The sequence below is a fragment of the Bradyrhizobium sp. MI1.11 genome, assembly GCF_055811255.1.
Genome location: NZ_JBVVPM010000071.1, coordinates 1 through 12989 on the forward strand (window position 1 = coordinate 1; position 12989 = coordinate 12989).

Consider the following 12989-nt stretch of genomic DNA (forward strand, 5'->3'; position numbering starts at 1 on the left):
GATATGGTCACGCTTCGGTTGAACTACCGCTTCGGTGGATACGGCGCACCGGTCGCGGCAAGATATTGATCGCACCCACCTTGGCAAACCAAAGCCCCGGCATGCCGGGGCTTTTTTTGTGCTTATGAATCTTGGCGCTCGAGAAGCCGAGCATCTCCAGCGCAAGCACCTTGAGGGCTGCAACTGCGTCATCGCCCAAGACAATTGTCTCGAGCTGTTACCATTCTGTGACGCATTTTGACGTTGCTTGTGCCTAGTAGTGAAGGCCGTCGTAACCTGGGTCCTGCAGTTCGCGGAGCGCTTTGCTGTAACAGCGCTTGCTGCAAGTACTGCCCAGAGGTTTGCAAATGGGATCAAACAAACAGGGAAGCTGCGTCATCAACTATCTGGCGGTGGCCGCTCTCGTGCTTTGCGCTGATGTTTCGCATGCCGACCAGGGCGGTAGCTCATTCTGGTTTCCGGGTCAGTTTGCAAGTCTCTCCGCGGTGCAGCAGACACCGGGCTGGGCGCTCAGTGTCATCGATTACCATTCCAGCGTCGCCGCCGCGGGGAGTGCTGCTGCGGCCAAAGAGATCCTGGCCGGCAAAATCCCCGCGAACGTCAACGTTAATTTGAATCTGCGTCTGAACGGGCGGGCCGATCTGGTCGCCCTTACGCCATCGTACACTTTCGCTACGGCGGAGCTTGGCGGTCAGTTGGTCGTAGGTATATCGGGCCAGTACGGCAGAGCCGCCACTAGTATCGCCGGAACACTGACAGCGATAGCCGGACCGATTGTGGTGACGCGTACCGGAATGCTCGAAGGCTCGCTTACCTCCTACGGCGACCTCGCGCCCTTCGCGCAACTACTATGGAACCTTGGCGTCGACAATTACATGGCTTACGTCACGGGCAATGTTCCCGTCGGCGACTATGATCCGACGCGGATTCCCAATATCGGGCTCGGGCACGGCGCGATCGACATTGGGGGCGGCTACACCTATTTCGACCCGGCGGCAGGAAACGAAATCTCGGGCGTCGCCGGCCTGACCTACAATTTCAGGAATCCCGACACCCAGTACCGGAGCGGCATCGATTTCCACTTCGACTGGGGCGCATCGCACTCCCTCACTAAGCAGCTTTTCGTCGGCATTGTCGGATACGTCTACCAGCAAGTCACCGACGATTCCGGCCAGAACCCGATCCTCGGTAGTTTCAGGTCACGCGTTTTCGGTGTCGGTCCGCAAATCGGGTACAGCTTCCCGGTCGCAGACATGCAGGGCTTCCTTGGTCTGAGGGGATACGGCGAATTTGGTGCAGCGAACCGTCCGTCGGGATGGAACACCTGGCTAACGTTCACTATTTCCCCGTCCGCTCCCGCCGCCGTAGCCGCCAGGAAGCATTTGGTTGTGAAATAAATCGGTTCCGAACTGGAAGGTCGGCTGCGGTCGGCCGAGGTCTCAAATGAGTCAAACTGCGAAGAACTCCAAGCTTCGCAAATCTTGTCCGACATGCGTCACTGAGCGAACCTCGATGAAATGCGCCGCTACTTGGCTGACGGCCATCAACAGGAGTCAAACTAATACACGGCGCGCTCTGTTGCTCGCAAGCGGCGGGAGACTGGTCCAGCTAACTAGCTCTATTCTGAATGGCCGTTGGTAAAGTGCGGGATTTGTTCTTCTTGCAGTATGCGACGACCGCACTGGAGTTCCTCTGCAGGCGCTCGTAGTCCAATACACTGTTGCTTGCTGCTGCGTTGTAGTAGCCGCTCATGAAGTATCTTACAAAATCTTGATCCGCTGGACCGTATGCCAACCAAGTTCCGCAGGTGATCTTGTTAAAATCCAGCGTAGCGTTAGGCACCGCAGTTACGCCTATCGATTTTTCCAGCCCTACCATCACACTGGCATTCGGGTTGGACTGGCACCACCCTCTTACGTTTGTGACATTTGCCCGATGCAGGTCAAAATCAACAAACGTCCTCCGACTTTCATAACTAAACCAGCCGGTCATCCAAGCCGAAAATTTGCCCGACGGTGTAGCCGGCATGGCGAGATATTCGCTACAGGTGATGCTGCGAATGTCCGTCGTTGTGCCAAGCGCCTCACTGGCGAACGTTGGGGCGATTAGGACGAACGTAACGATACTGAACCTGCACCTCATTGTGATGACTCCCGTAACGAGTGACCGACAGACTAATCGCGATTTGCTGTCACAGGACCTGCATCCCGCGGCTCCAAAGAGTAATCACCCATAGTGGCAAGTGCCCGATTTGATCTAGATCAACCCACCAGGTAAGGAGGAGAGTCAGCCCGCTGCGCGGGACGCGATAAACTGCAAATCGTGTCACCGTTGTGACTGATGTCACGTGGAATACCGTCTTGCCAAACACGTTGCAATGCTGTGCTTCGGTGTGCTCCCTGCCAGCGGGTCCCCGCGGCATGTGCAGGTCGCTCATTGATATTTGCCGATCGGACATTGACTTGGCGATCGGTTTTGCAAGGGGCTTTGCTAAACATAAGCATGCCGCGTTAGGCCGCGTTTGTCCGTGCGCGGTGGCTCTGTCCACCGCCCAGGGAGCGGCTTTTCTCGCGATGCGACGACAATTGCGATCTGTTCTCATTCGCCGGCGGTAACTGGCCTAATGTAGCCGGTAATGGCAAAAATCGATTTGCGAGCTGCCTGCTTGATCTGCTTCAATTCTCTTCTGGCTATCGGACGTAAGCTAAGCTTCTTGACAGGAGCAACAGCAGTGCCAAGCGCAGAACAGTGCCGAGAGTATGCTGCCGAATGCAACGCCAAAGCAAAGGAGGGGCGGATTTCTGCCCGCCGGTGCTCGGTACTAATGAATGTCGCCCGTAGCTGGACAGCGCTGGCCCACCAGCTTGAGAGCCTGACAGACATCGTCAAGGACGAAGCCAAGTGAAGGCTGCCTCGCTGGCCCGCACTGCGCCTCAATAATGAGCGACGACCGCATCCCCACCAAATTTGTACGATAGACGGGCGCGTACCACATCCAGTGTCTGACTTCCGCCCCTGTCCGCCGAACTAGGAGGGCTGGTGGAGATGGCAGTGAACTGGAGATGTGCGCTACCGAAGTCGTAGTGCTGGTACTCAAAGCGACCGATCCAGTTGCTGCCAAGCAGCTTCGCCTTGACGCCCGCGGAAGGCGCCAAGTTGATCCCGCCGCCCTCGGCCACAAATATCTGGGCGCGGCGTTCGTGACCTCCGGCATTGCGCTACTGATCGGGTTGCACTGGCTAGGTGGCTTCCTTCAGCCGGTCTTTCCATGGTCCAGATGGGTGGCCTGGATTCTGAGCTACCTCGGCATCGCCACAGCGCTGATTGCTTTTTTCATGAACTATCTGAAGATCGCGCCATCTTGCCCGGTTATGGATTCTGGAAGCGCCTGCAGACGGTGCATCTCGCTCCGCCGAAGCACAAATTCTACGACACGACCCTCAATCCGAGGGTGGGCTACGCTAAACATGCGATCTCGATCGACGAGAGCCGCGCCGATTTCAAGCGTGTCACCTGGTCGCCCACGGCCGAGAAGCAGGACAAACGAGACGTGCACGACAACCTTTTCTTCGAACAGGTCTGGTTTTCGGGCGTGCACGCCGATGTCGGCGGCGGCTATCTCGAGAACGAGGCTCGGCTCTCAGACGTCGCGCTCAACTGGTTGCTCGCCGGAGCTTCGCTCATCCCTGGCGGCCTGAAACGCGACGGCAGTATGCTACGGCTGTCGCCCAATCCCGCGGGTGCACAATGAGCAGGCGGGAGGCTTCCTCAAGGCCGGGTTCGTGACCTGCCGATCGACCCGGAGACGGAAGACTCGAGATCACCGACGCACAAATCGGTCTATCGGCGTTCGGAGCAGCGTCCGTTCTTCTCCACGATCGCATGGCGGCCTACCGCCCGGACAACATGAGGGTGCACGTCGACTTCAACCACTACTTCGATGGGAGCGCGGCGCAGCTGCCCCAATGCGCCGCCGATGACATTGAAAGGAAGTGGGAAGATGCCGACCATGTCTCGGGCGGCTCTGACCCAGATGCAACATTGATGGAGCAGTTCTGTCGGGCGGCCTTCGAGACGCCTTTGGCCTCCGCGGAGACGAGGAGAGCACATCACAATGCCGAGAGTCGCCGCCCGGCCGTCAAAAAACACCGTTTGAAAAACCGTTTTAGTTCGGCCTTCTCAAACGGTTTCTCTCGCTAAGGTCTTGATTTAAATGGTGGGCGCACCAGGGCTCGAACCTGGGACCCGCTGATTAAGAGGCACGCTACCGCCATTGGTTTCTCAAGCGAATTTTTCCAACTGGCCCAATATCCGATCATTGCAGATCAACGGCTTACAGCGAAAACCCCAACCGCGAGTGCGCTTGGGGTGGCGCATCACCCCGCTATCGTTCGCGTCATTCGAGGGTGGGTTCAGCATTTTGGAATTCGAGGTGCTTCCGCGCCGAAAGATGCGCACGCGCAATCAACGGTCGATTCCGACAGAAGCGTAGGCCTGCCGGTTGCACAATGATCAATCTAGAGTTCGCCGCGTTGAACATTCGAGCTTCTATGCTGGCTGATCAATCGGTCCAATCCATCATGGGCAAGTTTGAGCTAGCTCCGGCTAATACGGTCCATGCTCACAGTGCCGACAACCACGCCTGCGCACCTTCGGCCCACACTGGCCGATCGGCACCTGAGAATCGCTGGTTAATCGCAGACAAGACGAGGACTCGCTGCCCGCCAGCTTCCGCTTCTGGAGGCGTGCTCCAGCTTGGGACGCCGTCCGACTTCAGTTGCTTGAGCACGGCATCGAGATCGGTGGTCCGCGCTCCCGCCACTTTGCCGGCCGCCTCACGGATCCGATCCGCGGCCACGCGCCACGCCTCGCCCTGCGCCACTGCGGTGTCCTTACGCGTAGCCTGCTGCTGCTGGATCTGCTTGCCGGCGCTCGCGAAATGGGCCTTGATCTGCGCTTCGAAGCCGCTCCAGTGCTTTTCCAGATCCGACTTTCTGGTAGCGCTCTTTCGTCTGTCAATCGTCTGGTCGAGCCGTTACGGTTCCTGTTCAGTCGGAGAACGGAGCACTATGCGCTTGGCGGTACCATGGCGACCTTTTTTTGCGCGGATATTCACCGCTGCGCTGGCCATTGCATGGTTGCTGGCGACCCCGTGTCAAAGTCAAGCGGCTGGTCCAACGCCGAAACGGATTCTGATGCTGCATTCATACGGTCTTCGCTTCCAACCGTGGACCGACTATTCCGAGGCCCTTCGCGCCGGAATAAGCCAACGTCCTTTCGTGACCTTTCAGGACCATTCGCTTCTGAATGCCCGGGCGGCCAGCGACAAATCAGACGCAGCATTTGTCGACTACCTTCGTGCGCTCAACCATGATCAGCAGCCCGACCTTATCATCGCTATCGGCTCGCCCGCCGCGAATTTCGTGCAGGCGCACCGGAAGGACCTTTTTCCAACAACCCCTATGCTCTTCACGTTGGTAGAGCGTCGCCGGGTGGACCTCGACAAACTGACCGAATACGACACGGTGGTGGCGGTTGCCAACAATGACGTCGCTTTTTTTGATAACGTCGTGCGCGTCCTGCCCCAAACAAAGACTATCGCCATTGTTGTGGGAGCTTCGCCGGGCGAAACATTTTGGCGGAACGAATTGGCCAAATCCACCGCGCTGTTTGCCGACCGCGTGCAGTTTCGGTGGTACGATGAGCTTTCCTTTGAGGATATGCTCAAAGACGCGGCCAACCTCCCGCCACACAGCGCCATTTTTTGGCTTGGACTGACCGTCGATGCGGCGGGAGTGACCCATGAAGGCAACAGCGCGTTCTCACGGCTTTTTGACGCGGCCAATGCACCGATCTTTTTCCACGACGCGACCTTTTTCGGTAGAGGCATCGTCGGCGGTCCAATGCAGGTCATTGCCGGACAGGGCAAGAAGGCCGCGGAGGTCGCCCTGCGCATTCTTGACGGTGAAAGGGCCGGCGACATTAAGCCGACATTCGTCGTCCCGGCAGCGCCCATGTTCGACTGGCGACAAATGCAGCGCTGGGGAATTTCCGAGAGCCGTCTGCCGCCTGGCAGCACCATCTACTTCCGCGAGCCGTCAGTGTGGGAACGGTATTGGTGGCAGATCTCGTTGATCACCGGCGTTATACTTTTGCAAGGCGGGCTGATATCGACCCTGCTTCGGGAGCATCATCGACGTCATTTGGCGGAAGTGCAGTCCCGGCAACGCATGGCCGAACTGGCCCATGTTAATCGCTTCTCGACAGCTGGCGAACTGACCGCAACAATCGCGCATGAAATCAACCAGCCGCTCGGGTCCATTCTGACTAATGCCGAGACCGCGCAGTTAATCTTAAAATCTCAGAACCCTGACATTGCGGGGCTGGCCGAGATTGTTGACGATATCTTGCGGGATGACCGGCGCGCCAGCGAAGTCATCCGGAGGATGAGGAGCCTCCTTAAGAAGGCACCTTTCGAGCTGAAAAAACTGGATCTCAATGATCTTGTTCGTGAGACCATCGAATTTCTTTCGATGCTGGCCGTTGGACGAAAAGTGGAGCTGATTGAACAGATCATGCCGGAGGCGCTTCCGATCCTGGGCGACCGCATCCAACTTCAACAAGTCATTCTGAACCTTGTCGTGAACGCGATCGAGGCGATGAAGGACACTCCGAGCGAAAGCCGCATCATCAGCATCCAGACCTCGCGCGCCGAGGGCTCTGCCGAGCTGTCCGTGTCGGATTGCGGATCGGGCATTCCAAAAGACCAATTAAAGGAAGTCTTCGAACCCTTCTTTACTAGCAAAGCGGAAGGCATGGGCATGGGCCTGTCCATCGCCCACACTATTGTTGAAGCGCACCAAGGGACGATAGCCGCAAAAAATCGAGATCACGGCGGCGCAACGTTCACGATCAGACTTCCTCTTGTTTAATGGGGCAGGATCTTCCCCGATCTGAAGTCAACGTCAGCGGTCCACGAGGCTCATGCAATTGTTCAGCTGCGCCTGATGCGGCTCCCGTTATCGGCAGCGCCGAGGAAGTTCGCCATGCATCCGAGGAAGCGTCTTTGGATCAAGTCAGCGACAGTTGCCGGGATTGCCACTGGCGTCCTGTTGGAGCTTGCGGGTCTCGCATTCAATCCCACGCCAGCAAAGGCGGGGCGTGTACTGCCAGTAAGTTGATATCCAGCAGGTTGCGTTGCCCGCGCAGGCGTCGTGCTCAGGCCACGGCCGCTGGCCGGCTCACATTGGATTAGCCCGCGAATGGAACAGCACAAGGCAGCCCAAGCCGACAGCCACCCACCGCTCGGGCATTCAGGACAACGGCGGAATCCCTCAGGGCGCCACGAGCTTCTTCCGAATGGCATAGCGGACCAGTTCGGCGGTGGATGACATCCCGAGCTTGCGCATGGCCGACGCCCGATGGGTCTCCACCGTCTTCACACTCAAGTTCAAGAGATTACATATCGATCTGTTGGTATGCCCCTCCGCAATCAGCTGGACGACGCTCTGCTCGCGTGACGTCAGCAGCATCTCCGACCTGCCCTGCTTGTTGAGCTGGTAATCACTCAGCAGCTTCTCTATCAAGGCGCTGGTGAAATAAGGCCTGCCGTCGAGCAGCGCCTCGATCGCCGAAATCAGATGCTTCTTGGCATCCGACTTGAACAGGAAGCCGCGGACACCCGCCAGAATAGCGTCCCTCAGCAGTTCCTCGTCTTCATGCATCGTCAGGATCAGTACTTCCGTATGCTGATCAAGTGCCTTTAGCCGACGGCTGACCTCCAACCCGTTCATCAGGGGCATCGAGTAGTCGACGATGACGACGTCCGACCTCGTTTCCAGAGCCAATCCGATGGCTTGTTCACCATTGATCGCTTCGCCGGCGACGATCCAGTTGGACTGCGTTTCGACGATCGCGCGAAGTCCCGAACGTACGACCGCATGATCATCCGCAATCAAGATGCGTTTCATGGCGCCGTTCTCGATTCCGGCCGCACCCCTGGAGACGCTCAGTGCGGCAAGGTCAGACGATCATGCCGCTCATGGTTCTAAGCGCCATCCTGCAAAACCCTGAGCCTGCCACCGCGAATGTACCGACGTGGCGGTCCTCAAGAACATCATATGCTGTCATGCCTCGACCAGATGCGAACGAACAGCGTACCGAACCAAACCTGCGGTTGAGTTCACCTCCAGCTTGCGCATCGCAGCCGCTCGATGAGCTTCAGTCGTCTTGACGCTGAGGTTCAGGATCGCGCTAATGCCTTTGTTGCTGTAACCCTCCGCCACCAATTTGACCACAAGCTGCTCGCGTGGCGTAAGCCTCCGGCGCCCATCTGCGCCCTCGCCGCCGTGATCGAGCTCGTCTCGACAGCTTTCGCTGCAGAACCGCTTGTGCGCCAGAAGTGCGTCGACGGCCGCCAACAGCAATCTGTTAGCATCCGATTTCGCCAGAAACGCGCGGGCGCCTGCCTCAAACGCCTGCTGCGCCAGCAGACCCGACTTGTGCACCGTGAAGATCAACACCTCCGTCTGCAACGGATAATCCCTGATCTGCCGCGCGACCTCCACGCCGGTCATCCGCGGCATGGAGAAGTCGATGATAGCCACATGCGGCCGGCTTTCGATTGCCGCCGTAAGTGCCTTGCTGCCGTCGTTCGCCTCGGCAACGACTTCCCAATCCGCCCGCTGTTCGAGGACCGCTCGCAGGCCCGATCGCACCGCTTCGTGATCATCCGCGATAAGAATGTGTTTCATGGCAGAGCACTCCAATATCGTTACGCGGCAGCCACCCGCCACCGGTAACATCTTCTTCTTCTTCCTCAGTGGGTGCCTGCTGGGGGCCTCACGGAGGTCGTCACCTTACGCCGGCTGCGCGCGCTCTTCGCCAGCCCACGCGGAAGCACTGCGCGCAGGATGGTGCCCGAGGGCCATGTTGCCTGATCGGAGCTGATGTCCAGCGCTCCTCCAATCTGCTCGAGCCTTGCCCTCATCGCCGGAATTCCAACGCCGATCGATGTTGCCTTTGCACGATGTTTGCCATAGTCAGCGCGGAGCCCCCGCCCATTGTCGTTGACCGTGAGCCGAAACTGGCTGTCGGTCGCGTCAATGACGATGCTGACTTTGGTCGCTTGCGCATGACGAAATACGTTCGTGAGTGCTTCCTGGACGATCCGGAGCAAGGTGCGCTGCTTCTCGTAAGGCAGCAGATCGACCTCGGGCACGATCCTCGTCGCTACGTGCAACGAAGTGCGAGCCGCAAATCCATCCGCGTAATTCTCAATTGCGGCTTTGAGCTTATCGTGCGTCAGATTGCGGGGATGCAGCAGATAGGAAAAGGCACGAATTTCCCTAAGCGCCTCGTCAATCGACGCATCGATCTCATCGCAGAGCCGCTCGGCGCTGGGCGGGTCGCTCATGCTGCGTCGGATCCGCATGAGGCCGAGGCTCGCCGCAATCAAATGCTGACACGTCGAATCATGGAGATCAGACGCAATCCGCTGCTGGATTTCCTCCTGAATGGATGCCAAGTCGACGTGGGCGTGGGTATCGTCCAGCGGTCTAGACGCTTCCTCGAACGGACCAATGTGGGCCATACGATGGCTGCCGACTAGCCGGACCGCACGACCGGCCGCGGGGTCCATGACGGGAACGATCGTCGTCTCCATATTCTGACGTTGGCCACCAAACGCCAGACGATGGCGAACCCTGACCTCCTTCTCTTCGGCGAGACAGGCGCGTAGGGCTTGGCAGACGGGTTCGATGTCGTCGCTGCTCAAGCAATCAGAGACATCCAGCTCCCGGATAGCGTCGGCCGAGATGCCGAGACGCGACTCGAAAGCCGGATTAACCGTCTCATAGACGAAGCGTCCGCCAAGCGAAGCGCGCACCACGAAGAGAAACTCGGCTGAGCACATCCAGTAAAGGCGGTCGCTGGCTTCTTCGAAACCTAGCTGCAACCACCCCGTGCCGCTGGTTCGAACTGAGTCGGAGGCGGGAAAACTATGGGGCTTCACGGTACGCGCTCACTCTGCTGCGGGGCCTCCGACATTGAAGATCAATATCGGGAGTCGCCGTCCTGCCCTTCGGGCGAGTTCCATTGCTGGTTCAGAGTGCGGATGCCCTAAGGGTCTTCCAATTATACACTGTCTGGTTGATAGCACCACAAGTAGTATTCTCCTCAGATTGAAATCGCGAATCCGTGCGTGGATCTCAATAAGGGGTGCAGTATGCAACTTGTGCCAGACTGGGCAGCACTGGATTCAAATGAAATGCAACAGATGCTAAAGTATCGTAGAAAGCCTTCACGAGCTGCTTGTGTCGACAACAGCTCCCCAATGCGCAATCAGCGGCTTCCGAGACTCGTGAAGTCGTTCTCGGGTACCGCCACGGCAATCCGGCCGCACCTGCGTCCGTGCGCTACCGGGCTCCAACTCCGCTCGCGCTGGATTTCTTTTTCTTTCCTGCCTTCGCGCTCGGAGCGGGTTGTTGAGGCGGCGAAAGCACCAGCGGATGAGACGGCACCTGGAGGCGGTTAACGCCGACATCATCCCTCAGTGCATCGGTATCCAGGCGCTGGCTCCGGTCAGCAGAATCGCGGGGATCCGCAGAAGCCACGGAGGCGGCCGTTAGACCAACGATGATTCCCACCAATACACACCCGCATCTCGTCATCTTCCAAGCCCTTCAAAACGCGAAATCAAGTCGGGGACCAACCCTGAGATCCCTGTATCGCCGCTCCGGAACGTTCGATGTTCGCGCCTCGTACAATACGCTGGTCGTGATCGACACGTTGCTGGCGAAACTATACCTCAGCCCGACGTCCGCTGAGTAGATCTGATCCTGTCGGCCCCTGTTCAGCCCGTCCGTGAACCAAAAGGCTTCTAACAATGGCGTGCTCACAATCGACCATTTCGGGTCCAGCTTGACTTCGATACCCAGCACCGCGTCAAAGCGCCAGCGGCGGGCTTCCGCAAGATCGGAAAACCGGTAGGTCAGGAGCAACAGTGGCGACAGCGTGACATTGTTCACGCGGAAGTCGCGCGCTACCGAGCCCATCACGTCGTGGGACGTGAAAGCAAGATCGCGATAGACACCGTCGAAATCGTACCGGTTCTCGTAAATAGCGGAGAAGCGCCAGCCGTCCCAATTCTCGGTCAAGCGCGCTCCCATTCGCGCCACTGCGGCGTTGCCGTCCTTCTCGGTCGCAAAGGCCTCGTATTGGGCGCGAGCATAGAGCCGGTACGACAGGTCGCTTGTGAGGTTCCCATCCAACCTGAGACTGACGTCGGGCTCATAATAAAAATCCGACCTGCGGTTGTTCCGGCTGAACAAAGCATTGTCAGTGAAGGTTGGCGCGACGGAGCCAACGACACTCCATGACGGAGCGGAATAATACGGCACAGGACCGCTCGCCTTCAGTTCGGTGAGATCAACATCCGCCGCCCAAGCGGTGTCTGCTCCAAACCATCCAACGACCAGCCAAAGAATCGTCAGCGCGCGCATGGTGTCCCCCGATGGCTTCTGCGTACACCTGGAATCAGCTGAGCGTGGGGGCTGATTATGGCGTGTTAATGGTCAGGAATTAAATCTGTGATTGAGGCGGCAGACGCCGTCTGGCTGGAACTCCCCGGATGCTACCCAGCAACGGCCGAATGCCACGCGGCCGTGAACGCCCTCCTTCAGGGCCGGAGCGCCCGCAGGTCGGCTAATAATCCACCGCGTCCCTGGTGATCGGGCAGGTCATGCAATGACCGCCTCCCCGGCCGCGTCCCAGCTCTGCACCGACAATGGTGATCACCTCGATCCCCTCCTTGCGCAGCAAGGTGTTGGTGTATGTGTTGCGGTCATAAGCGAACACCACGCCCGGAGAGGCGCAGACCAGGTTCGCGCCGCTATCCCACTGGGTCCGCTCGCGCATATACGCGTTGCCGCCGGTCTCAATCACGCGCAACTTCTTCAGGCCGAGCGCTTCGGCCACGACATCCACGAACGGCTTTTCATCCCTGCGTAGATCGAGGCCGGCGGAATTGTCGGCCGGCCGGTAGGAAAAGGCCGCGATGTTGTTGACGATGTCCGGATAGAGCAGGACACAATCCCGATCTGCGAACGTGAAGACAGTATCGAGATGCATCGCCGCGCGCAGCTTCGGCATAGCCGCCACAATCACACGTTCGGCCGCTTTTCTCTTGAACAAGGCTGCGGCAACCTGGCTGATCGCCTGCCGCGAGGTGCGCTCACTCAATCCGATCAGAACGTTGCCCTTGCCGATCGGCATCACGTCGCCGCCTTCCAGCGTCGCGAGGCCGTGATCGCGCGTCGGATCGCCCCACCAGACGTTGACCTTGCCGGCGAAATCCGGATGGAACTTGTAGATGGCTGTGGCGAGGATCGGCTCTTCGTGCCGCGCTGGCCAGTAGAGCGAATTCAGCGTGACGCCGCCGTAGATCCAGCATGTGGTGTCCCGCGTGTACAAGGTGTTGGGAAGCGGCGGTAGCAAATACTCGGTCATCCCGGCTGCTTCGCGCACCAGCTTGAGCATCTCGCCGCCGTGGGCATCCGGAAAGTCGTGAGTCGATACTCCGCCGATCAGCGTTTCCGCCAACTCGCGCGGATTGAGACCTTCCAAATAACCGCGCAGCTCGTCGATCAGACCGAGACCGACCTGATCGGCAACAACCTGGTTGTCCAGGATCCACTTCCTGGCCTCGGGGATCGCGACCGTCTCGGCGAGCAGATTGTGCATCTCGACGACTTCGATCCCGCGGTCACGCATTTTTTGAACAAAGTCGAAATGGTCGCGCTTGGCATTGTCCACCCACAGCACGTCATCGAACAACAGAGTATCGCAATTGGAGGGCGTAAGGCGCTGATGAGCCCGCCCTGGCGAGCAGACCATCACCTTCCTCAGCTGGCCGACCTCTGAATGGACGCCGAAGGGAGCCGAGGTGTCCGATGTCTGCTTTGCCATGGGAGTTCTCCCGGGAGTTGCCT

The 12989-nt window shown here is 58.5% G+C and carries 13 protein-coding genes; 5 read left to right on the forward strand and 8 right to left on the reverse strand.

Features of this window, described 5'->3' with window-relative positions:
• Positions 1-7: 7 nt before the first annotated feature.
• Entirely contained in the window at positions 8-199 is a 192-nt protein-coding gene (locus tag AC0L30_RS37885) for a hypothetical protein (RefSeq protein WP_473406401.1), read from the reverse strand.
• Between the two features lie 148 nt (positions 200-347).
• Between AC0L30_RS37885 and AC0L30_RS37890 the strand changes: the two genes are divergently transcribed.
• Positions 348-1397 carry a SphA family protein gene (locus AC0L30_RS37890; RefSeq protein ID WP_473406402.1) on the forward strand — a complete coding sequence of 350 codons (1050 nt, stop codon included), beginning with the start codon at positions 348-350 and terminating at the stop codon, positions 1395-1397.
• Between the two features lie 211 nt (positions 1398-1608).
• On the opposite strand, the gene AC0L30_RS37895 is transcribed toward AC0L30_RS37890, so the two are convergent.
• On the reverse strand, positions 1609-2142 hold the full coding sequence (locus tag AC0L30_RS37895) for an HdeA/HdeB family chaperone (RefSeq protein WP_007601232.1): 534 nt from the start codon (positions 2140-2142) through the stop codon (positions 1609-1611).
• Positions 2143-2635: 493 nt separating this feature from the next.
• On the opposite strand from AC0L30_RS37895, the gene AC0L30_RS37900 reads away from it, so the two are divergent.
• From AC0L30_RS37900 to AC0L30_RS37910, 3 genes are all read left to right on the forward strand, one after another.
• Positions 2636-2905 carry a hypothetical protein gene (locus AC0L30_RS37900; RefSeq protein WP_354201240.1) on the forward strand — a complete coding sequence of 90 codons (270 nt, stop codon included), beginning with the start codon at positions 2636-2638 and terminating at the stop codon, positions 2903-2905.
• Positions 2906-3268: 363 nt separating this feature from the next.
• Positions 3269-3751: a phospholipase effector Tle1 domain-containing protein gene (locus AC0L30_RS37905; protein WP_473406403.1), complete on the forward strand. Its 483-nt coding sequence runs from the start codon at positions 3269-3271 to the stop codon at positions 3749-3751.
• 131 nt (positions 3752-3882) lie between these two features.
• A complete protein-coding gene (locus AC0L30_RS37910) occupies positions 3883-4200 on the forward strand; it encodes a hypothetical protein (RefSeq protein WP_473406404.1) in 318 nt (105 codons plus the stop codon).
• A 421-nt stretch (positions 4201-4621) separates the two neighbouring features.
• On the opposite strand, the gene AC0L30_RS37915 is transcribed toward AC0L30_RS37910, so the two are convergent.
• Positions 4622-4882, reverse strand: coding sequence for a hypothetical protein (locus tag AC0L30_RS37915; protein ID WP_051058478.1), 261 nt, complete (start codon positions 4880-4882; stop codon positions 4622-4624).
• A gap of 313 nt (positions 4883-5195) precedes the next feature.
• Between AC0L30_RS37915 and AC0L30_RS37920 the strand changes: the two genes are divergently transcribed.
• On the forward strand, positions 5196-6932 hold the full coding sequence (locus AC0L30_RS37920) for a sensor histidine kinase (protein WP_007601225.1): 1737 nt from the start codon (positions 5196-5198) through the stop codon (positions 6930-6932).
• A 402-nt stretch (positions 6933-7334) separates the two neighbouring features.
• On the opposite strand, the gene AC0L30_RS37925 is transcribed toward AC0L30_RS37920, so the two are convergent.
• The 5 genes from AC0L30_RS37925 to arcA form a co-directional block, all read right to left on the reverse strand.
• On the reverse strand, positions 7335-7970 hold the full coding sequence (locus tag AC0L30_RS37925) for a response regulator (protein WP_007601223.1): 636 nt from the start codon (positions 7968-7970) through the stop codon (positions 7335-7337).
• 156 nt (positions 7971-8126) lie between these two features.
• On the reverse strand, positions 8127-8753 hold the full coding sequence (locus AC0L30_RS37930; protein ID WP_473406412.1) for a response regulator: 627 nt from the start codon (positions 8751-8753) through the stop codon (positions 8127-8129).
• A gap of 65 nt (positions 8754-8818) precedes the next feature.
• Complete coding sequence (locus AC0L30_RS37935) at positions 8819-10012, reverse strand: sensor histidine kinase (protein WP_473406405.1); 1194 nt, start codon at positions 10010-10012, stop codon at positions 8819-8821.
• Between the two features lie 670 nt (positions 10013-10682).
• Complete coding sequence (locus AC0L30_RS37940; RefSeq protein WP_007601217.1) at positions 10683-11501, reverse strand: outer membrane beta-barrel protein; 819 nt, start codon at positions 11499-11501, stop codon at positions 10683-10685.
• Positions 11502-11703: 202 nt separating this feature from the next.
• Positions 11704-12966, reverse strand: coding sequence for an arginine deiminase (arcA, locus tag AC0L30_RS37945; RefSeq protein ID WP_007601216.1), 1263 nt, complete (start codon positions 12964-12966; stop codon positions 11704-11706).
• Between the last annotated feature and the right edge of the window lie 23 nt (positions 12967-12989).